This is a genomic window from Cobetia sp. L2A1, from assembly GCF_009796845.1.
Classification (GTDB): domain Bacteria; phylum Pseudomonadota; class Gammaproteobacteria; order Pseudomonadales; family Halomonadaceae; genus Cobetia.
In genome coordinates, this window is record NZ_CP047025.1 from 1,995,582 (window position 1) to 2,015,092 (window position 19,511).

Annotated in this window: 20 protein-coding genes; 16 read left to right on the forward strand and 4 right to left on the reverse strand. The window is 55.0% G+C overall.

Going from position 1 to position 19,511, the window contains the following annotated elements; translation table 11 throughout:
* Positions 1-40: 40 nt before the first annotated feature.
* Positions 41-1,096 carry a D-2-hydroxyacid dehydrogenase gene (locus GQR90_RS08690; protein WP_158773755.1) on the reverse strand — a complete coding sequence of 352 codons (1,056 nt, stop codon included), beginning with the start codon at positions 1,094-1,096 and terminating at the stop codon, positions 41-43.
* 312 nt (positions 1,097-1,408) lie between these two features.
* Here GQR90_RS08690 and GQR90_RS08695 point away from each other — a divergent pair, with 312 nt between their 5' ends.
* The 13 genes from GQR90_RS08695 to GQR90_RS08755 all read left to right on the forward strand — a co-directional run bounded on the left by GQR90_RS08695 (position 1,409) and on the right by GQR90_RS08755 (position 13,223).
* Complete coding sequence (locus tag GQR90_RS08695) at positions 1,409-1,633, forward strand: FmdB family zinc ribbon protein (protein ID WP_158773756.1); 225 nt, start codon at positions 1,409-1,411, stop codon at positions 1,631-1,633.
* A 130-nt stretch (positions 1,634-1,763) separates the two neighbouring features.
* Positions 1,764-3,548, forward strand: a complete 1,785-nt coding sequence (gene aspS, locus GQR90_RS08700) for an aspartate--tRNA ligase (RefSeq protein WP_158773757.1) — start codon at positions 1,764-1,766, stop codon at positions 3,546-3,548.
* Between the two features lie 243 nt (positions 3,549-3,791).
* A complete protein-coding gene (ruvC, locus tag GQR90_RS08705) occupies positions 3,792-4,370 on the forward strand; it encodes a crossover junction endodeoxyribonuclease RuvC (protein ID WP_158773758.1) in 579 nt (192 codons plus the stop codon).
* 303 nt (positions 4,371-4,673) lie between these two features.
* Positions 4,674-5,288 carry a Holliday junction branch migration protein RuvA gene (ruvA, locus tag GQR90_RS08710; protein ID WP_158773759.1) on the forward strand — a complete coding sequence of 205 codons (615 nt, stop codon included), beginning with the start codon at positions 4,674-4,676 and terminating at the stop codon, positions 5,286-5,288.
* A 202-nt stretch (positions 5,289-5,490) separates the two neighbouring features.
* Entirely contained in the window at positions 5,491-6,534 is a 1,044-nt protein-coding gene (gene ruvB / locus GQR90_RS08715) for a Holliday junction branch migration DNA helicase RuvB (protein WP_158773760.1), read from the forward strand.
* Entirely contained in the window at positions 6,531-6,965 is a 435-nt protein-coding gene (gene ybgC, locus GQR90_RS08720) for a tol-pal system-associated acyl-CoA thioesterase (protein WP_233266497.1), read from the forward strand. Before ruvB ends, ybgC begins: the two co-directional genes overlap by 4 nt.
* Before the next feature lie 123 nt (positions 6,966-7,088).
* Positions 7,089-7,766: a protein TolQ gene (gene tolQ, locus GQR90_RS08725; RefSeq protein WP_158773761.1), complete on the forward strand. Its 678-nt coding sequence runs from the start codon at positions 7,089-7,091 to the stop codon at positions 7,764-7,766.
* 13 nt (positions 7,767-7,779) lie between these two features.
* Positions 7,780-8,226, forward strand: a complete 447-nt coding sequence (tolR, locus tag GQR90_RS08730) for a protein TolR (RefSeq protein WP_158773762.1) — start codon at positions 7,780-7,782, stop codon at positions 8,224-8,226.
* Positions 8,227-8,229: 3 nt separating this feature from the next.
* Positions 8,230-9,525, forward strand: coding sequence for a cell envelope integrity protein TolA (gene tolA / locus GQR90_RS08735; protein ID WP_158773763.1), 1,296 nt, complete (start codon positions 8,230-8,232; stop codon positions 9,523-9,525).
* A complete protein-coding gene (gene tolB, locus GQR90_RS08740) occupies positions 9,522-10,814 on the forward strand; it encodes a Tol-Pal system beta propeller repeat protein TolB (RefSeq protein WP_158773764.1) in 1,293 nt (430 codons plus the stop codon). The genes tolA and tolB overlap by 4 nt, the downstream gene beginning before the upstream one ends.
* 70 nt (positions 10,815-10,884) lie before the next feature.
* Positions 10,885-11,394 carry a peptidoglycan-associated lipoprotein Pal gene (gene pal, locus GQR90_RS08745; protein WP_158773765.1) on the forward strand — a complete coding sequence of 170 codons (510 nt, stop codon included), beginning with the start codon at positions 10,885-10,887 and terminating at the stop codon, positions 11,392-11,394.
* A 138-nt stretch (positions 11,395-11,532) separates the two neighbouring features.
* Positions 11,533-12,294, forward strand: coding sequence for a tol-pal system protein YbgF (gene ybgF / locus GQR90_RS08750; RefSeq protein WP_158773766.1), 762 nt, complete (start codon positions 11,533-11,535; stop codon positions 12,292-12,294).
* Positions 12,295-12,458: 164 nt separating this feature from the next.
* Complete coding sequence (locus GQR90_RS08755) at positions 12,459-13,223, forward strand: YciK family oxidoreductase (protein WP_158773767.1); 765 nt, start codon at positions 12,459-12,461, stop codon at positions 13,221-13,223.
* A 119-nt stretch (positions 13,224-13,342) separates the two neighbouring features.
* On the opposite strand, the gene GQR90_RS08760 is transcribed toward GQR90_RS08755, so the two are convergent.
* Together GQR90_RS08760 and ubiG are read right to left on the reverse strand one after the other, a co-directional pair.
* Positions 13,343-14,029, reverse strand: coding sequence for an HAD-IA family hydrolase (locus GQR90_RS08760; protein WP_158773768.1), 687 nt, complete (start codon positions 14,027-14,029; stop codon positions 13,343-13,345).
* Positions 14,026-14,793 (reverse strand): bifunctional 2-polyprenyl-6-hydroxyphenol methylase/3-demethylubiquinol 3-O-methyltransferase UbiG, encoded by a 768-nt coding sequence (ubiG, locus tag GQR90_RS08765; protein ID WP_199269506.1) that lies wholly within the window; start codon positions 14,791-14,793, stop codon positions 14,026-14,028. Before ubiG ends, GQR90_RS08760 begins: the two co-directional genes overlap by 4 nt.
* Before the next feature lie 226 nt (positions 14,794-15,019).
* Between ubiG and mtnA the strand changes: the two genes are divergently transcribed.
* The 3 genes from mtnA (at position 15,020) to GQR90_RS08780 (ending at position 18,511) form a co-directional block, all read left to right on the forward strand.
* Positions 15,020-16,138, forward strand: a complete 1,119-nt coding sequence (gene mtnA, locus GQR90_RS08770) for an S-methyl-5-thioribose-1-phosphate isomerase (RefSeq protein WP_158773769.1) — start codon at positions 15,020-15,022, stop codon at positions 16,136-16,138.
* Between the two features lie 195 nt (positions 16,139-16,333).
* Positions 16,334-17,218: a UTP--glucose-1-phosphate uridylyltransferase GalU gene (gene galU, locus GQR90_RS08775; protein WP_158773770.1), complete on the forward strand. Its 885-nt coding sequence runs from the start codon at positions 16,334-16,336 to the stop codon at positions 17,216-17,218.
* 3 nt (positions 17,219-17,221) lie between these two features.
* Positions 17,222-18,511, forward strand: coding sequence for a nucleotide sugar dehydrogenase (locus tag GQR90_RS08780; RefSeq protein ID WP_158773771.1), 1,290 nt, complete (start codon positions 17,222-17,224; stop codon positions 18,509-18,511).
* Between the two features lie 153 nt (positions 18,512-18,664).
* Here GQR90_RS08780 and GQR90_RS08785 read toward each other — a convergent pair whose 3' ends face one another.
* The gene (locus GQR90_RS08785; protein ID WP_158773772.1) at positions 18,665-19,249 is read right to left on the reverse strand and encodes a superoxide dismutase; all 585 of its coding nucleotides are present in this window, start codon (positions 19,247-19,249) and stop codon (positions 18,665-18,667) included.
* Between the last annotated feature and the right edge of the window lie 262 nt (positions 19,250-19,511).

Consider the following 19,511-nt stretch of genomic DNA (forward strand, 5'->3'; position numbering starts at 1 on the left):
GTTAGCCTGCCGGGGTGGCGTTGTAGCGTTATTGCCTGGCTCACTTCTCTTGCGTGTGGTTCTCGCTCAATGTCGTGTCGCGTAAAAACGTCTCGATATTGGCAAGGCTCAGATCTAGCATGTTCTGCCGGGCTTCCTGGCTAATCCATGCGTTGTGTGGCGTGACGATTAGGTTTAGTACCTTGTTCTGGTCGTGGCGCATATCTTCCAATGCTGACAGCAGTACATGGCCGTCCTGCGGGGGTTCTGTCGGTAGGCTATCCACCGCAAGGCCTCCCAGCTGACCTGACTCAAGGGCTTTAAGGGCGGCGGACTCATCAATGATTCCGCCACGCGCACAATTGACCAACAAGGCGCCGGGCTTCAATCGGGATAGCGCGGCCTCGTCAATCAGGTGCTGGGTTTCGGGAGTCAATGGGCAATGCAGGCTGATGGCATCTGCTTCAGGTAGCAGGCTAGTGAAACTGGGCCGCTGTGCCGTTGGCTCACTGCCGGGGCGGGCAGCAAAGGTCACTCGCATCCCGAAGGCTTCGCCTAATTTCCCGACAGCACTGCCTAGCTCGCCCTTGCCGACAATGACAAGATGTTTACCGGCCAGCTGTGTCACGGGACGATGCATCAGGCAGAACGTGGCACTACGTTGCCAGTCACCTTCTGCAACATCTGCCTGATAGCCGGCCAGGCGTCCTGCCAGTGCTAGCAGTAGCATCCATGTATGTTGGGCCACAGACGCTGTGCCATAGGCATTGACGTTCATCACGCGTATACCCTGTGCCTTGGCCGCTGCAATATCTACGTTATTGGTGCCTGTCGCCATGACGGCAATCAATTTCAGATCTGGCAACTGCGCCAGATGATGTGCTTCCAGACGTACCTTGTTCACCAGCACGATAGGTACGCCCGTCAGCCGTTCAACCACTTCCTCGGGCTGAGTCGCTCCATGGCAGACCAATCCATTCACGCCTGCCTGCAACTGGCTGAAGTCCATGCCATCGCCCAGTGAGGCTGCATCGAGCATTACCGCTTGAGGCGTTGAGGACGCCTGGTGGTAAGGCGGAGTAGAAGCTAACTGGGAAGTGTGATTTTGATCAGACATCGTGTTCCTCGTGGCTAGGTGAGGTAGCAGGCTACCGTCGATAATAGCCCTGACAGACAATGCCATGTGGAGGATTGTCTGAGGGTGTTGCCCCGCACGGGGCCGAGCACGCTATAATGTGCCCCTTTCGCTTTGACTTGAAAGCCGTTCAGCTGGCCTTATTGTACGTGTGCTAGAGACATCGCCTGTGAATGTCGTGGCATTAGGGCATTTACGGCGCGGTAGGCTCAAGGTACGCCGCAAGGCATAACTTTGTCATGGTGTGTGGACTGCCTATGCAGCTTTACGCCCTATTTCAGGAAAGAAAAAACCATGCCGATCTATGAATACCACTGCAAGGCCTGTGGCCATCGGATGGACAAGTTGCAGAAAATCAGCGCTGCACCACTGACGGAGTGCCCGGAATGCAAGGCAGATCAGCTCGAGAAGCTGATTTCTGCCGCCGGATTCCGTCTCGCGGGAAGTGGCTGGTACGAGACGGATTTCAAGTCCGGCAACAAGAAGAATCTGGCCGGTGGTAACGACAGCACCTCGTGACAGCACTTCCTGAAAGCCAGTGATGGAAGTCAGTTTTCACAATTACAGTGCGTCATTGCCAGCGGCAGGCCCTCTGAGACAGGTACGCAGCACGCGTATCGATCACGAATTTGAGCAACAAGGAAACAACATGCGCAGCCACTATTGCGGCAAACTGAACGAGACCCTGATCGATCAGGATGTCACTCTGTGCGGGTGGGTGCACCGCCGTCGCGACCACGGTGGCGTCATCTTCCTCGACATGCGCGACCGTGATGGCATCGCCCAGATCGTTGTCGATCCTGATACTGTCGATGCCTTTGCCACTGCCGACAAAGTGCGTAGCGAGTATGTTCTGCGTATCAAGGGCCGCATTCGCATGCGTCCTGAAGGCACCCAGAATCCGAATATGCCGACAGGCATGATTGAAGTGCTGGCCAAGGATGTCGAGGTGCTCAACACTGCACAGACTCCGCCGTTCCAGCTTGACGATCACAACAAGGTCGGTGAGGAAGTTCGCCTCAAGTATCGCTATATCGATCTGCGTCGTCCCGACATGATTGAGAAGTTGCGTCTGCGTTCACGCATTACCCACAGTGTGCGTGCCCAGCTTGAAGCGCTTGGCTTCCTCGATATCGAGACACCGATTCTGACGCGTGCCACTCCGGAAGGCGCACGTGACTATCTGGTGCCGAGCCGGACCTATGCTGGCAACTTCTTTGCTTTGCCACAGTCTCCGCAGCTGTTCAAGCAGCTACTTATGGTCGCGGGCGTTGACCGTTACTACCAGATTGCCAAGTGTTTCCGTGATGAAGATCTGCGTGCCGATCGTCAGCCGGAATTTACCCAAATTGACCTTGAAGCCAGCTTTGTCGACGAGCAGGACATCATGGGCATGACCGAGACCATGATCAGTGGCCTCTACAAGGAAGTGCTGGGTGTCGATTTCGGCAAGTTCCCGACCATGCCGTACTCTGAAGCCATTCAGCGCTTCGGTTCTGACAAGCCGGACCTGCGTATTCCGCTGGAACTGGTCGATGTTGATGACCTGATGAGCAGTGTGGACTTCAAGGTCTTCTCCGGTCCGGCCAAGGATGACAAGGGCCGCGTCGCGGCGCTGCGTGTTCCGGGCGGTGCTAGCCTGTCGCGCAAGGAAATCGATGCCTACACCAAGTTCGTTAGCATCTACGGCGCCAAGGGCCTGGCATGGATCAAGGTCAACGAGCGCGCCAAGGGCATCGAGGGTCTGCAATCGCCGATCGTCAAGTTCATGGAAGACGTGGTTGATGAAGTGCTGGACCGCTGTGGCGCCGTCGATGGCGACATCGTGTTCTTCGGTGCCGACAAGTCCAACATCGTTGCCGAAGCGATCGGCGCGCTGCGCGTCAAGCTGGGTGAAGATCTCAACCTCTATACCTGTGAGTGGGCGCCACTGTGGGTCATTGACTTCCCGATGTTTGAAGCCGATGCCAACGGTCGCCTGAGTGCGTTGCATCACCCGTTCACCGCGCCGTCCTGTAGCCCAGAAGAGCTCAAGGCCAATCCGGAAGCGGCGCTGTCACGCGCTTACGACATGGTCATCAATGGTACCGAATTGGGTGGTGGTTCCATCCGTATTCACGACCAGGCCATGCAGCGTACCGTGTTCGAAGTATTGGGTATCGGCGAAGAAGAAGCGGAAGAGAAGTTTGGCTTCCTGCTCGACGCCTTGAAGTTTGGCGCGCCGCCCCACGGTGGTCTGGCCTTCGGTCTCGATCGTCTGGTCATGTTGATGACTGGCGCCAAGACCATTCGTGAAGTCATTGCCTTCCCGAAAACTCAGAGCGCCGGTTGCATGATGACTGACGCTCCCGGCGAGGTAAGTGGTGAGCAGCTCAAGGAGCTGAACATTCGTCTGCGCCAGAAAGCCAAGGTAGAAGAAGACGGCCAGGCCTAGGGTTTTAAGGTCTGTCGTGTGGTGCCGCGAACGGAGTCAGAGTGTCAATTTGACTAATTAGTGGCACCTCTGGGTCTTAGGGCCTTAAGACGGTGTGATACTGAGCCTTGGCAAAGAATGCCGGGATAACGGTGTCGCACCGTCTTTTTTATGGCATGGTGGCTGGTTATATGAACAGTTGTTGGAAAGATGCTGTGTGCAACTGCGGTAGATTCAAGTGACTCCGACTGATGAGAGTGCCGCATGATCATTCTTGGAATTGACCCCGGTTCTCGCCTGACCGGTTATGGCGTGCTGGACGTGTCTGGCGTGCAGCCACGTTATGTGGATAGTGGGTGCATACGGATGTCACAGGTCAGCCTGGATCAGCGCCTCGCGCAAATCTACGCCGGTATCAGTGAAGTGATTGCAATGCATCGTCCGGCTGAGTTCGCCATTGAGCAGGTCTTCATGTCAAAAAATGCAGACTCTGCTCTCAAGTTAGGACAGGCGAGAGGAGCCGCCATTGTCTGTGCTGCCAATCATGGTCTGCCTGTTTCCGAGTATGGCCCCAGGCAGATAAAGCAGGCAGTGACGGGTTCTGGTGCGGCAGACAAGCTGCAAGTCCAACACATGGTGACCCATACGCTGAAACTGTCGGCCACGCCGCAAGCCGATGCTGCAGATGCATTGGCAATTGCCCTGACACATTGTTTTGCGCGTCGCCGTCTTACGCCAAGTAGTGCTCAATTGGATGCGCTTGGCTTGGGTGCCACTGGCAATCGAAAGGGCTCACGCATACGACGCAGTAGTAGTTGGCGTGGATTTGAGCCAGACAAGTAATGTACCTGCCAGGTATAAATACGATATTGTGCTGAATAAATGCTAATTTTCAGTTAGTTGTGAACATTCTGTCGTGATGACGCACAGAGAATTGCGTCGCTTGTTTAGCCGATGTTGACGAAGCATCAGCAGAGAATGTTGCTACTGACTGTCATGATCGTGCGACAAATTCGTCGTAACACTCGGACATGCCGCCTGCGTCTCATCTTTGGTAGGCTTGCCCGCAATGTCATCATCAGAGCAGTGACTTCACCTGGGAAACACATCCAGCACACATCACTGCCGAAAAGGACTGCCTGAAACATGATTGGACGTCTGACCGGACAACTGCTTGAAAAGCAGCCCCCTCATCTGGTGCTTGATGTGCACGGTGTGGGGTACGAGCTTGAAGCCTCGATGAATACCTTGTTGGGACTGCCGCCGGTGGGCCAGGACTGCCAGCTGTACACGCACCTGGTGGTGCGTGAGGATGCTCAGTTGCTGTATGGCTTTGGCAAGGAGCCAGAGCGACGTCTATTTCGTGAGCTGATCAAGATTTCCGGTGTCGGCCCGCGCTTGGCACTCGCCATTCTTTCAGGGATGGAGCAGGGCGATTTCATTCGCTGTATTCATGATGAAGATAGTCGTGCCCTGACACGCTTGCCGGGAGTCGGTAAAAAAACGGCTGATCGTCTGATCATTGAAATGCGTGACCGCCTCAAGCATTGGACGGTGCCAATGGATGATGGCCTGAGCGAGATGGAGCGCGCTTCGCAGCCGCAACCTCCCATCACACACCCACTGGCGGACGCAGAAGCCGCGCTTGTGTCACTGGGATACAAGCCCGTCGAAGCCGCCAAGATGCTGTCCGGGCTTGAATCAGGTGCCTCTACCGAGGCTCTGATCAAGGCCGCACTGGTACGCAAAATGGCTAGCTAAGCCACGGATCACGCGGCTGATAGTCTTGCTTTGAAAAAGCAGACGATGTGATTGGATTTATTGACTAGGGGATGGTGGGTATCTGAGGTAGAAAGTGCGCGCTCCAACGTTAAAGCGCAAGATCGTTGCACGCTTCCTGCTATCCGCCTCTCGCCACTGTCCTATGCATGCCACATGGGTCACCAGGAGTTGAGCAAGCATCATGATGGAGTCGGACCGACTGATCTCCGCAGCGACGCATGACCCGGAAGAGCGGGTAGATCGTGCCAATCGCCCGCGTACACTGAGTGAGTACATCGGGCAGCCGGTGGTGCGTGAACAGATGGAGATATTCATCAGCGCAGCCCGAAAGCGTAGCGATAGTCTGGACCATACCTTGGTATTCGGACCGCCTGGGCTTGGCAAGACAACGCTGGCGCACATTATTGCAAGTGAGATGGGAGTCGATATCAAATCGACCTCCGGGCCAGTACTGGAACGGGCAGGGGATCTGGCTGCCATGCTGACCAACCTTCAAGAAGGTGATGTGCTTTTCATCGACGAGATCCACCGCCTATCACCGGCAGTCGAGGAAGTGCTGTATCCCGCGATGGAGGATTATCAACTTGATATCATGATTGGTGAGGGCCCCGCTGCGCGTTCGATCAAGCTGGAGCTGCCACGATTCACGTTAGTGGGTGCGACGACTCGAGCTGGCTTGTTGACGGCGCCATTGAGAGATCGCTTTGGCATCGTTCAGCGTCTTGAGTTTTACGACATCGAGTCACTGACCAGCATTGTGGCACGCAGCGCCATGCTATCGGGAATGGAAGTCGAGATGGACGGTGCGCTTGAGATTGCGCGTAGATCACGGGGTACGCCGCGTATTGCGAATCGTCTACTCAGGCGTGTGCGTGACTTCGCTGAAGTGCGTTCTGACGGTCGTTTGACACTTGAAGTGGCCGACAAAGCGCTCAATATGCTCAATGTCGACAGTCACGGGTTGGACAATATGGACCGCCGTTTGCTGCTCGCCATGATAGAGAAATTTGATGGTGGGCCGGTAGGTGTTGACTCTCTCGCAGCGGCCATCGGTGAAGAGCGTGACACCATCGAAGATGTATTTGAGCCGTACCTGATTCAGCAGGGTTTCATGATGCGCACAGCGCGTGGACGGCTGGTAACGCGCTCTGCTTATCTTCATTTTGGCATCACGCCTCGTGAAGATCAGTCGCGCTTGCCGCCGGACGGATATGATGCGTCATGACATCCAATGACGAGGAAATGTCGTTAGTCCGTCATGCTCCATGTTTTCGCCACATTGTGCGCGTCTATATCGAGGATACTGATGCCGGCGGCATCGTCTACTACGTGAACTATCTTCGCTTCATGGAGCGTGCGCGCAGTGAATGGTTGCGTGAGAGAGGCTTCTCTCAGCAAGCGTTGCTCGAAAAAGGGATTCAACTGGTAGTGCACAGTGTCACAAGTCGTTATCTTCGTCCGGCGTATTTAGATGATCTGCTAACGGTGACCGCCTCAGCAGGCGAGCTGCGTGGCGCGCGTCTGAACTTTCAACAGCAGGCATTCAGAGAAGACGCGCTACTGTGTGAGGCAGAGGTGATCATTGCCTGTGTTGATGCCGTCTCGTTCAGACCGCGTCGCTGGCCAGTGGAATTGCTGAGCGCACTTGATGTCTGAATAAAGTTCGGGATGCAAGGCTCGATAGTGCGAGGCGTGTGTTTCAGCCAATTTTTAAGGGTGTCGCTGAAAGTCAGCGGCACTAACTGAACCAAGTAAAGAGGGAATTCCGTGGAAGATTCGATGTCGATCATTTCGCTGTTCGTGAACGCCAGTCTGGTGGTTCAGGTAGTCATGGTGCTGCTGTTGGTAGCTTCCATTGTTTCCTGGGTGCTGATTTTCCAACGTGGTATGGCATTGTCGCGCGCCAAGAAAGCTTACACTGCGTTTGAAAAGCGCTTCTGGTCGGGTGTTGATCTGAATCATCTTTATCGTGAATTACCCAGTGATGAAGAGGCAACTCCCGGTGCCGCTGGCGTATTCCGTGCAGGTTTTCGAGAATATAGCCGACTCAAGCCGAAGTCAGATGATGCACAGGCCGTGATGGACGGCGTGCAGCGCAGTATGCGTGTCACGCTGTCACGTGAGGAAGAAAGGCTTAATATCAGTTTGCCGTTCCTGGCGACAGTTAGTTCAGTCAGCCCTTATGTGGGTCTGTTCGGGACGGTGTGGGGCATCATGGGGTCTTTCCAGGCGTTGGGAACTGCCCAGCAAGCGACACTCACGACAGTGGCACCCTGGATTGCAGAAGCGCTGGTGGCGACAGCGATGGGTCTTTTCGCTGCAATTCCTGCGGTCATCTTCTATAACCGCCTTGCTACACGGGCTGATCAGCTCTTGGGGCGTTACGAGGACTTCGCAGAAGAACTCCACTCCATTCTGCATCGTAATCTGCACAGCCGTGGCGGCAACGACGCTTGAGGGGAGATAGACAATGAAAGGACCGTATAGCAGAGGACACAAGCGTAAGCTGTCCTCCGAAATCAATGTGGTGCCCTTCATCGATGTCATGCTGGTACTGTTGGTCATCTTCATGATCACTGCGCCCATGATGACGCAGGGTGTACAGGTTGAACTTCCCAAGGTGACCTCCAAACCCATCGATAATCCGGATGATGTCACGCCACTGATCGTCTCTCTGGATGATCGTGGTAACTACTACATCGACATGGGGTCTGATGAAGACAAACGTTCCCCAGTGGCACTGGATGAACTAGGCAGCAAGGTCGCCGCGATTGTGGCTGAAAAGCCGAAGACGCCAGTGCTGGTCAAGGGCGCCAAAACGGCGCCTTATGGAGATGTCATGGGGCTGATGAGCACGCTTCAGGGCGCAGGTGTACCCAATGTCGGGCTGATTTCAGAACCACCGAATGAGGGCTGATGCATGAGTCAGCCAGAAACTGAACAGCGGGTAGGTTATGGCTTGCCCGTCATACTGGCAGTGGGCCTGCATCTTGTCATTCTGGTGCTGACACTGGTGAGTTGGCCTGAATCTGAGCCAGAACAGACCAGCAATACCATCGTGAATGCCACACTGGTAAGTACTGAAACCACAACCAATCAAGCGCAGCAGGCCAAGGCTAGCAAAGCGCGTGATGCGGCCGAAGAGGCCGATGAACAGCAAAGTGCGAAAGAAGAAGCGTCCAAACAAGCCGAGCGTGCCGCCGAGCAGCAAAAAAATGCAGCGCAAGAGAAGTCTTTAGCGCTGAAGGCGCAACAGGAAAAAGCAGCTGATCAAGCCAAGACAGCGGCGCAGGAGAAAGCGGCCGAGCAGGCCAAAGCGGCGGCTCAATTGAAAGCTGAGCAAAAAGCTGCTGCTGAAACTGCAAAAGCCGATGCTGCGCGTCGTGCAGAAGAGGCCAAGGCGATTGCTCTCGACCGGAAGAAGGCTGAGGTTGAAAAGCAGGCTAAAGCCGACGCGTTGAAAAAGGCTGAGGCTGATAAAGCCGCAAAGGCTAGCAAGGAAAAGGCTGAGGCTGATAAAGCCGCAAAGGCTAGCAAGGAAAAGGCTGAGGCTGATAAAGCCGCAAAGGCTAGCAAGGAAAAGGCTGCTGAAGAGGCGCGCAAGAAAGCAGAGGCTGACAAGGCTGCTGAAGCCAAGGCCGATGCTGAAGCCAAGAAGGCCGATGCCGAGAAGGCTGCCAAGGCTAAAGCCGCAGCCGAAAAAGCAGAAAAGGATAAAGCTGCCAAGGCTGCTGCCGAAAAAGCCGCCAAGGACAAGGCTGCCAAGGAAAAGGCTGCTGAAGAATCACGCAAGAAATCTGCTGCAGAAGCCGCACGCAAGAAGGCGCTGGCTGACAAGGCGGCACAGGCTTCCGCTGGTTCGCTCGACAGCCTTATCGATAATGAAAGCGATGCAATCAGTGGTGCCAAGCAGGCTGCTCAAGCTGCCAATGGCTTCGTTGATCTGGTCAAGAAATATGTCGGCCAGAATTGGAGTCGTCCATCGGGTACCATGCCTGGTAAGACGGTAACGCTTCGGGTTTCATTGTTACCGACGGGTGAGCTTGTGTCGGCGGCAGTGAAAAAGAGTAGTGGTGATGCCGTCTTTGATCGCTCTGCGATTCAAGCGGTGCAAAAAGCCGCCCCGTTTACGGAGTTGCAGCAGCTGCCTTCGGGCGCGAGAAGCAAATTCCGGAACTTTGACCTGTACTTCAATCCAGAGGACCTGGGCCGATGAGACGATTGACGACATGGATGATGGCGGCCGCTCTGCTGGTGGTAACTGGCATGGCAAGAGCTGACCTGACCATTGAAATTACGAAAGGCAATGACAGCGCCACGCCGATTGCAATTGTGCCGTTTGAAAATCTGACCGGTGGCAGCTTGCCGCAGGATTTAGCACGCATCGTCTCAGATGATCTTGCGCGTAGCGGCCAGTTTGAGCCGATCAAGCGCGATAATCTCGTCGCGTTGCCAGGGACAACTCAGGATGTCTTTGTCAATGACTGGAAGCGTCTTGGTGCCAGCTATATCGTTGTCGGCCAGGTAAAATCTGCCAGCAATGGCGGCTATAGCATCCAATATGAGTTGATGGACGTGTTGGGCAACAAGCGAATGCTGGGTGAAGTCATCACTGGAAGCAACGGTGAGTTGCGTGCTCGCGGCCATTACATCAGCGATGAAGTTTTTGAAGAAATTACTGGAATTCGCGGTGCTTTTTCTACGAAAATCGCATACATTACCGCGAATGGAGTGGGTGACAATATCCGCTTTGCGCTGTATGTTGCCGACTCTGATGGCCATAATAGCCAAGAGATTCTCGCATCTGACGAACCGATCATGTCGCCGGCCTGGTCGCCGGATGGCAAGAAGTTGGCGTATGTGAGTTTCGAGTCTGAACGTCCTGCCATCTATGTGCAGGAGCTGGGCAGTGGGCGTCGTGCCAAACTGACTGGTTTTCAGGGCATCAATGGTGCACCGGCCTGGTCGCCGGATGGTCGTAAGCTTGCGATGGCTCTCTCCAAAGATGGCCAGCCTGAAATTTACGTGATGGATATTGCCAGTCGTCAATTCAAGCGGCTGACCGATAATCCTGCCATCGACACTGAACCGGATTGGCTGCCAGATGGTAGCGGTATGGTATTCACGTCGGATCGTGCAGGATCGCCTCAGATCTATCGCCTTGATTTGTCCGGTGGCACTGAGCGCCTGACATTTACTGGCAATTACAACTCTCGCGGGCGCTTGACACCTGATGGAGAAACCCTATTCATGATCAACCGCTCAGGCAATGGTTATCAGGTTGCCAAGCAGGATCTGAAGACCGGCCGGGTGACATCCCTGACTGATACTCAGTGGGATGAATCACCAAGTGTTGCACCCAATGGCACTATGGTGATATATGCCACTCAGCAAGGAACCCGAGGGGTCCTGGGCGAAGTGTCGGCAGACGGAAGGGCACAATTTGCCCTGCCGTCACCTCAGGGAGACGTACGTGAACCTGCGTGGTCGCCCTACCTGAACTAAACCACTAGAATGCACCCGAGCCACAAATAAAGGCTTGGCATTCGTACCCATTAGAGCAAGGAGCTTTACAATGCAGTTCACCCCGTATGCAAAAGGCCTGTTGATTGCCCTGTCCCTCAGCGTGATGGCTGGTTGTTCCAGCAGCGGCGGCGCTCAAGACGGCGACATGGATTCCGCTAACAGCGGTGCCAACACTGCTGGCATGAACTCTGGCGCCAACACCAGCAGCAATCAGATGAGCGACGCGGCCATGCCTAGCGTTCGTACCATTTACTTCGCATTCAACAAGGACACCATTCGTCCTGAGTTTGAAAGCGTCCTGATGGGTCACGCTCAGTACCTGAAAGCCAATACTGGCTCCAACGTCGTTCTGGAAGGCCACGCTGATGAGCGCGGTACTCGTGAATACAACCTGGGCCTGGGCGAGCGTCGTGCCAAGTCCATCGCACGCTTCCTGACGGTTCAGGGTGTTTCTCCGTCACAGATCGAAATCGTGTCCTACGGTGAAGAGCGTCCGGCCGTTCAGGGCCATGGCGAATCTTCCTACGCCAAGAACCGTCGTGTGGTCTTCGACTACTAAGTTCGGCATTCTCTCTGTCCACATTTAGTATGTGGTAGAGATGCTAGGAACTTGTGTTGAGCAGGCCCGAGCAAAAAGGTTTCCTTGATTCTCGGGCCTGATCACGCGATACCATGATGATTCGGCGGAGCCGACAGCATGAAACACAGCCTGAAATGGTTGTGCGGTGCGGGAGCCTTGTTGCTCCCGTTATCCGTTATGGCCGCACCCGCGGTCGAGGATCTTACCGCACAGTCAAACTCCCTCTATCAGCAGGCCAATACTCATATGAGTGGTGGCGGCACCCTGACCCTTCTCAACCAGCTCGATGAACAGGTACAGGAAATTGCACGGCTTCGTGGTCGAGTTGATGAATTGGAATATCAGTTCAAACGTATGACCGAGATGTCACAGCAACGATATCTGGATCTTGAACAGCGAGTCTCTGGTGGAGATTCTGCCGGTGAGAACGGTCAGGTCGTCGATGCACAGGCCGCTTCAGCGGTCAGTGGTAGCGCGAGTACTGGTAGCAGCGTAGCCAGTAATGGCGATGCCCAGAAAGATTATGAGAATGCGTTTGCCAAGGTTCAATCCAGAGACTTTGACGGTGCCATTGTCGCCTTTGAAGCTTTCGTGGTTGATCATGGTGATTCCAATCTCGCCGCCAATGCGCATTACTGGCTAGGAGAGTTGTATTCCGCCAAGAATCAATTGGATTCCTCTGCACAGGCCTTTGATACCGTGATCAGTGAGTACTCTCAATCCAGCAAGGTGCCGGATGCGATGTACAAGCTGGGCCTGGTCAAGGCGCGCCAAGGTAAAGCGCAGGAAAGTCGTACGTTGCTTCAGACACTGGTAAAGCAGTATCCGGACAGCAAGGCCGGCACTATGGCCAAGGACTTCCTCGCCTCTGGTGGGTAAGCCAGAATGTATTTCATAAAGCCCGTCTTGCTAGAATAATCCGTTATTCTAGCAAGACGGGCTTTATGCGTTCTGACATGTGCTCACATGTCATGATTCACGACATCCGCTTGTACGTGTGACTTCGTGTTGCACGAGCCAAGCGTCCAGTAAGGGATATCCCCATGGCAGAATGCAAGATCGACTATCAGGCACGCGAAGATTTGCTGAAAGGGCGTGTCATTCTCGTAACGGGTGCGGGATCAGGCATTGGGCGTGAAGCAGCAATTGAATATGCGCGTCACGGTGCCACGGTGATATTGCTGGGCAGAACCATTGCCAAGTTGGAAGAGGTATATGATGTCATTGAGTCGTTAGGTGCCCCGCAACCAGCCATCTATCCGCTTAATTTCGAAGGTGCCACACTGAAAGATTATCAGCAGATGGCAGAAACACTGGATAAGGAATTTGGCCGGCTCGATGGTGTGCTGCATAACGCGAGTCTGTTGGGCAAGATCACGCCTTTTGAGCAATATGATCCTGCATTGTGGGAGCAGGTCATGCAGGTGAATATCAATGGACCCATCTGGATGGTACAAGCACTATTACCATTGCTGAAGGCTTCCAGTGATGCCTCTGTGGTATTGACCAGCTCAAGCGTTGGTCGTAAGGGGCGCGCCTTTTGGGGGGCCTATAGCGTCTCCAAGTTTGCGACAGAAGGATTTTCCCAGATGTTGGCTCAGGAGTTGGAAAATACCAGTCAGGTGCGTGTCAACACGCTCAATCCCGGCGGTACGCGTACCGCGATGCGCAAGTCGGCATTTCCTGCGGAAGATCCGCAAACACTGCGGACACCGGCTGATATTATTCCGACATACCTGTGGTTGATAGGTCCTGAAAGCCGTGGGCACACCGGTAAGATGTTCGATGCACAACCGCCTAAAGTTTGAGGTATCTCAGAGGCTCTTGGGCGTTGTCTGAAAGTTGTCATTCCCTCAGTAAAATGCGCCGTCGGCAGTTGCCAGCGGCGCATTTCATTGTCAGAGCGTTGGTATTGGTCGTGGCTGTTTCAGTTCAATCCTGTCGCTCTCAGAGCGGCGTTGACCACTTCCTCTGAGGTATCAAACCATATGTCGGCTGGCCAGGCGTCCACATCATCTCCTACCCGCACGTAGCCATAACGTACTGCTACGGCTAACATGCCAGCGGCCCGTGCAGCCTGCATGTCACGATCGTGATCGCCCAGATACCAGCATTCAGAAGCTTCTACATTCAAGCGCCGTGCTGCCTCCCAGAGAGGGTCTGGGTGTGGCTTCTTGACAGGCAAGTCATCGGCGCACAGCAGGCAGCCCGGCGTCAGTTGGAGCGCTTCGATCAAGGGGACGGCAAACTGGCGGGGTTTATTGGTGACGATCCCCCACGGCAACGAGGTCCGTTGGCATGCCTCAATCAGGACATCATAGCCGGGGAAAAGCATACTTTCGGCCGCCACATCACGCGCATAGAAATCAAGCAGGCGCGTACGCTCCTGACCGTGGAGTGGGTGATCGAGATCATACCCCAGTGCCAGCATGACCAGCGCACTTCCACCGTGCGAGACTTCGGCACGAATGATGTCGTAGTCAAGTGGTGGCAGCCCATGATACTGGCGTAGTTCATTCGTTGCCCGTGCAAGGTCTGGTGCGGTATCGACAAGAGTACCGTCCAGATCAAAGATCAATGCTGCCGGGCGAGGCAGTGCGGTGTGATGACTCATGCCAATTCTTCTGCTGTCGGGCGCCGCGTATGCATCAGATAATTAACCGAAAGGTCTTCCGGGTTGAGGCGATACTTCCTGGTCAGCGGGTTGTAGGTCATCCCGGTACTGCCTTCCATCTTGAGGCCTGCACTGCGCGCCCAGTTGCCAAGCTCGGATGGACGAATGAACTTGCTGTATTCGTGCGTACCGCGGGGCAGCATTTTGAGTAGATACTCAGCGCCCATAATGGCAAAGGTATAGGCTTTGGGATTACGGTTGATGGTCGAGAAGAAGACCTTGCCACCGGGTTTTACCAAGCGCGCGCATGCCGCGATGACCGAAGAGGGGTCTGGTACATGCTCGAGCATTTCGAGACAGGTCACGACATCGAACTGACCAGCCATTTCTTCTGCGACAGCTTCCGCCGTTGTCTGGCGATAATCAACTTCTACGCCGGATTCCAACTGATGAAGGCGGGCGACGGACAATGGGGCTTCGCCCATATCAATTCCGGTGACCATGGCGCCACGGTGCGCCATGGCTTCAGACAGGATGCCGCCGCCGCACCCTACATCAATGACCTTCTTGCCCGCCAGGCCCGCATGGGTGTCGATATAATCAACGCGTAGAGGGTTGATGTCATGTAGCGGTTTGAATTCACTGTCGCGGTCCCACCAGCGGCTGGCCAGTGCGGAAAACTTGGCAATCTCACCGACATCAACATTCCCCAGGTAGTCCGGGGCAGTGGCGTTGGCGTTTTGCTTGGCGTCGCTATGACTCATCATCGGATCCTTACCGTCACGGAAGTGCTGCATGTTGAGCGTGTTGGGCCTGTACAGGCGCGCTACGCTCGGGCACGATCCCTCCATTCTAATCCGCCAGTCGTCGCGGGTCAGCGGTATGGGGAAAAAACTCGTTGCAACGGTGTCTTGCGTTGTCAGCGGTATGCATCTGTCAGGAATGATATCGGTGCATTCCCACCATTATGTGCATCAACAGGGAGTGGTCATGAGCCTGATTCCAATTCGCTGGGTAAGCCAGTCAACGCGTCTGAATGATGATGAAAGCGACATTGTCAGGTTGGCATTGCTTGATCAGCGGCTTTTGCCCGGAGAAATACGGGAAGTCTTGCTTGAGAATGCGCAGGGCGTTGCCGATGCGATCACCGACATGGTAGTGAGGGGTGCGCCGGCTATTGGTATTGCCGCTGCGTATGGCGTCGTGCTTGAGGCTGCGGTTTCCTTGCGTGAGACGAGTGACTGGCAAGCACGCCTGGCCGCGGCTTGTGATGTTCTCGCTGCTTCACGACCTACCGCAGTCAATCTGTTCTGGGCATTGGGACGTATGCGTGACGTGATCAAGGCACATGGCTCGAGTGCCGCTGTGCCTTATGATGCCTTGCTGCGCGAGGCGAAACGCATTCATGAACAGGATTTGGAAGATAACCTGCGCATGGCCGAATTTGGCGCGCAGGTGATTGCGGCCTCTCTGGTTGACGGCGTTACCCAATGTGAAGTGATGACGCACTGCAATACCGGCGCACTGGCAACCGGCGGTCATGGCACGGCGCTAGGCGTCATCCGCACCGCGTATGCTCAAGGTCTCATCACGCGTGTACATGTGAACGAAACGCGTCCCTGGTGGCAGGGATCTCGACTGACTGCATGGGAGCTGGTGCAGGAAAAGATTCCTGCACGATTGGCGGTGGAAGGTGCCGCCTCACTGATTATGCATCAAGGGGCACAGTCACCGGATGGCGTGCGCTGGTTAATTGTAGGGGCCGACCGGATTGCCGCCAATGGTGATACCGCCAACAAGATCGGTACCTTCTCGCTCGCGGTCCAAGCGCGTGCACATGGCGTCAAGGTCATGGTGGTCGCGCCCTTGGCGACCTTCGATGCCACGCTCGCCAGTGGTGATGACATTCCCATTGAGACGCGCGATGCTTCTGAACTGCGTCAGGCCGGAAATCGCAAGATAGCTCCCGACGAGATTGATGTCTTCAATCCTGTCTTCGATGTCACGCCGCACGGGTATATTGATGCTATCGTGACCGAGCACGGTGTTGTGGAGTCGCCTGACAACGACAGTATAGCTGCCCTGTTAGGGCGAGCCATGCGTGGCTGATACGGTGTATGGCAGCTCTTCGCGTAACGAGTATGATGAAACTGCCCCGTGGTGAAGGGATTTCTCACTCCATCGTCAAACTGGCATAATCCCTGCCTATGTTTAGGGATGGTCATCGAATAATATCGATGGCAGTTACTCGGCAATGCTGTTTTACAGACGTTTGCCATGACACAGACACAAGGAAGATGCTTCATGATACGCAAGGCTGTTCTGCCGGTTGCCGGCCTCGGGACTCGCTGCCTCCCGGCCTCCAAGGCTATCCCCAAGGAAATGATCACCATTGTCGACAAGCCGGTGATCCAGTATGTGGTTGAAGAAGCGGTTGCGGCGGGTATCAAGGAAATCGTGCTGGTGACGCATTCCAGCAAGAATGCCATCGAGAACCACTTCGACAAGCACTTTGAACTCGAAACGACTCTGGAAGCCAAGGGCAAGTTTGAGCTTCTGGAAGAACTGCGCAATATCATTCCTGATGACGTCAAGATCATCAGTGTGCGTCAGCCAGAGCCGCTGGGTCTCGGACACGCAGTGCTGTGTGCCAAGTCTATCGTGGGAGACGAGCCGTTCATTGTGATGCTGCCAGATGTGGTCGTGGATGGTGAAGGTCTTGAGAAGAATGATCTGACGCGCATGATGGAAGCCTATGAAGCGACAGGCGCTGCGCAGATCATGGTGGAGAATGTCCCGCAGGAGATGGCATACAAGTATGGCATCGTCGCCATCGACGGCGAAGCACCAGAGGCCGGTAAGTCTGCCTTGATTACCGGGATGGTCGAGAAACCTGCGCCGGGCACTGAACCTTCGACCCTGGCGGTCATCGGTCGCTATCTGCTACCGGGGCGTATCTTTGAATTGCTTGAGCAGACTCCGCCGGGTGCTGGTGGTGAAATCCAGCTGACAGACGCCATTGATGCGCTGCGCGACGACAAGGCTGTTGCGGCCTATCGTATGGCGGGTGATACCTACGATTGTGGTCATCAACTGGGCTATCTCGAAGCCACTATCTCTTTCGCCAAGCGTCACCCGAAGTTCGGTGAAGGCTTCCGCGAGCTACTAGCTCGTTATCAGGAGAAATAAGCCATGCAGGTGCTGGTGCACGGAAGCGAACTGGCAGCGGCAACCGCCAGCGCCGCTCTGGCAAGTGTGGGTCATCATGTGTGGTGGTGGCCACACGAAGACATGGATTGGACGTCGCTGAATCACGTTGCCTGGCTCAACAGTGAGCCGGGTCTGCGAGAGCGTCTGGATCGCCATATCGAGCGAGGAGATCTCACTCTCGTCAGTAGCCTCGATGCGCTGCGCCGGATCGATATTCATTGGGTCGCCGTAGCGCCGGACCAGCGTGAAAGTGCGCTGGAGCGTATTGCCCAGGTGGTGAACTTATTGGATGAGCCGATAGTGCTGATCAATAACTCGACCTTCCCAGTGGGGACGACTGAACGTTTTGAGTCTCTGTTGCCGCGTGACGATCAATATGCGGTCGCGTTGCCTGATATGCTCGAAGAGGGTCGCTCGCTGGAGACGTTCGAGCGACCGGCACGCTGGTTGCTCGGCAGTGAATCTCGGGTAGCCACGCAGCGAGTACAGGAGCTGCTGCGCGCCTTCAATCGTCGTGAAGATGTCTTTCAGATCATGCCGCGGCGTGCGGCGGAACTGACGAAGCTCGCCATCAATGGCATGCTGGCGACGCGTATCAGCTACATGAACGAAGTTGCGGGCTTGTCGGACTCTCTCGGTGTCGATGTGGAGTATGTCCGTCAGGGGATGGGGGCTGATCCGCGTATCGGCTTCGGCTATCTATATCCCGGCTGTGGTTTTGGAGGCCCCAATTTCTCACGTGACCTCATGCGTCTGGCAGATGTTCAGCATCAGACGGGACGTGAGTCGATGTTGCTTGAGCATGTACTCGACATCAATGAAGCCAAGAAAGAGACGCTGTTCCGCAAGCTATGGCAGCACTTCGATGGTGAGTTGCGAGGGCGCACGGTGGCGATCTGGGGGGCAGCGTTCAAGCCTGGTACCGCAAGAATAGATCACGCGCCGGTGCTGACGTTGCTTGCAGCATTGTGGGCACAAGGTGTGAAAGTGCGTGTACATGACCCTGCAGCATTGTCCGCTCTCGGTGAGGCCTGTGGTGCTCATCCGTTACTGGAACTGGTGGACGGCAATATGTATGACGCACTGGAAGGTGCGGATGCGCTGATGCTGGTGACTGAATGGAAGTGCTACTGGAATCCTGATTGGCAGCGTCTCAAGCGCACGCTTGGCGCGAGTTTGATACTCGATGGTCGGAATATCTATGACCCTCGCTATGTGGCGAGTCAAGGACTTGTCTATCGTGGTATTGGCCGTCGTGCTACGCCGGACTGAGACTGTCACTGATGACTAGTGATTCAACACTGTCCGAGTACACAGTGTTCAGATATGAAAAAGCCCCGCCAATTGGCGGGGCTTTTTTTGACATCTGTTACGACATCATCACTCTCGCATGTCGCGAGTCGGGCGTAATACTCGAAGAGAGTATCAGGCCGCGAAGTTCTGGGCCGCGAAGTCCCAGCTGATGATGTTCCAGATGCTTTCCAGATACTTCGGGCGCGCATTGCGGTAATCGACGTAGTAGGCGTGTTCCCACACATCGACGGTCAGCAGCGGCGTCAGGCCAGCAGTGGCAATCGGGGTGTCAGCATCGTCGGTGTTGACGATATCCAGCTCGCCTTGTGCGTTCTTGACCAGCCAGGTCCAGCCAGAACCGAAGTTGCCGGTCGCAGAAGCATTGAAGGCTTCCTTGAAGTCGGCTACTGAGCCCCACTTGGCAACGATAGCGTCTGCCAGCGGGCCTGTCGGCTCACCACCACCGTTCGGGGACAGGCAATGCCAGTAGAAGGTGTGGTTCCACACCTGAGCTGCCTGGTTGAATAGGCCGCCCTTGGCTGTCTGGATGATTTCTTCCAGAGATTTTTCTGCGTCTGGAGTGCCTTCGACCAGGCTGTTGAGCTTGGTGATGTAGGCCTGATGGTGCTTGCCGTAATGGTACTCAAGTGTCTCAGCGGAGATAGTCGGCTCGAGTGCGTTCTTTTCGTACGGCAGTGCCGGAAGTTCAAATGCCATGGGACTCAGCTCCTTTTCCTCACCAATAGGATCTTTCTCTGTCTTCATGGGGGCAGGAATCAGTAGTTTCAAGACCTGCGCCGTTCCTTTTCCTCGTGTCAGGCCACTTGCGAGAAAAAGGAACCTTGTGGCTTTCCCCACGACTTTTCAGCGCCATCAAACAACGAATGAAATGTGCAAATAGCGTGAAAAGCCTTGTGAATCCAGATAGCTACGAAAACAAAGGCTGCGCGTATCGCAGTCCTGGCACTATAGCACCCAC

Coding starts and splice junctions, on each gene's coding strand:
- ybgF (WP_158773766.1), top strand. CDS start 11,533: ATGAAACACAGCCTGAAATGGTTGTGCGGTGCGGGAGCCTTGTTGCTC.
- tolQ (WP_158773761.1), top strand. CDS start 7,089: ATGTCGATCATTTCGCTGTTCGTGAACGCCAGTCTGGTGGTTCAGGTA.
- ybgC (WP_233266497.1), top strand. CDS start 6,531: ATGACATCCAATGACGAGGAAATGTCGTTAGTCCGTCATGCTCCATGT.
- ubiG (WP_199269506.1), bottom strand. CDS start 14,793: ATGAGTCATAGCGACGCCAAGCAAAACGCCAACGCCACTGCCCCGGAC.
- tolB (WP_158773764.1), top strand. CDS start 9,522: ATGAGACGATTGACGACATGGATGATGGCGGCCGCTCTGCTGGTGGTA.
- tolR (WP_158773762.1), top strand. CDS start 7,780: ATGAAAGGACCGTATAGCAGAGGACACAAGCGTAAGCTGTCCTCCGAA.
- ruvA (WP_158773759.1), top strand. CDS start 4,674: ATGATTGGACGTCTGACCGGACAACTGCTTGAAAAGCAGCCCCCTCAT.
- tolA (WP_158773763.1), top strand. CDS start 8,230: ATGAGTCAGCCAGAAACTGAACAGCGGGTAGGTTATGGCTTGCCCGTC.
- GQR90_RS08785 (WP_158773772.1), bottom strand. CDS start 19,249: ATGGCATTTGAACTTCCGGCACTGCCGTACGAAAAGAACGCACTCGAG.
- aspS (WP_158773757.1), top strand. CDS start 1,764: ATGCGCAGCCACTATTGCGGCAAACTGAACGAGACCCTGATCGATCAG.
- GQR90_RS08780 (WP_158773771.1), top strand. CDS start 17,222: ATGCAGGTGCTGGTGCACGGAAGCGAACTGGCAGCGGCAACCGCCAGC.
- GQR90_RS08690 (WP_158773755.1), bottom strand. CDS start 1,096: ATGTCTGATCAAAATCACACTTCCCAGTTAGCTTCTACTCCGCCTTAC.
- GQR90_RS08755 (WP_158773767.1), top strand. CDS start 12,459: ATGGCAGAATGCAAGATCGACTATCAGGCACGCGAAGATTTGCTGAAA.
- pal (WP_158773765.1), top strand. CDS start 10,885: ATGCAGTTCACCCCGTATGCAAAAGGCCTGTTGATTGCCCTGTCCCTC.
- GQR90_RS08760 (WP_158773768.1), bottom strand. CDS start 14,029: ATGAGTCATCACACCGCACTGCCTCGCCCGGCAGCATTGATCTTTGAT.
- ruvB (WP_158773760.1), top strand. CDS start 5,491: ATGATGGAGTCGGACCGACTGATCTCCGCAGCGACGCATGACCCGGAA.
- GQR90_RS08695 (WP_158773756.1), top strand. CDS start 1,409: ATGCCGATCTATGAATACCACTGCAAGGCCTGTGGCCATCGGATGGAC.
- ruvC (WP_158773758.1), top strand. CDS start 3,792: ATGATCATTCTTGGAATTGACCCCGGTTCTCGCCTGACCGGTTATGGC.
- galU (WP_158773770.1), top strand. CDS start 16,334: ATGATACGCAAGGCTGTTCTGCCGGTTGCCGGCCTCGGGACTCGCTGC.
- mtnA (WP_158773769.1), top strand. CDS start 15,020: ATGAGCCTGATTCCAATTCGCTGGGTAAGCCAGTCAACGCGTCTGAAT.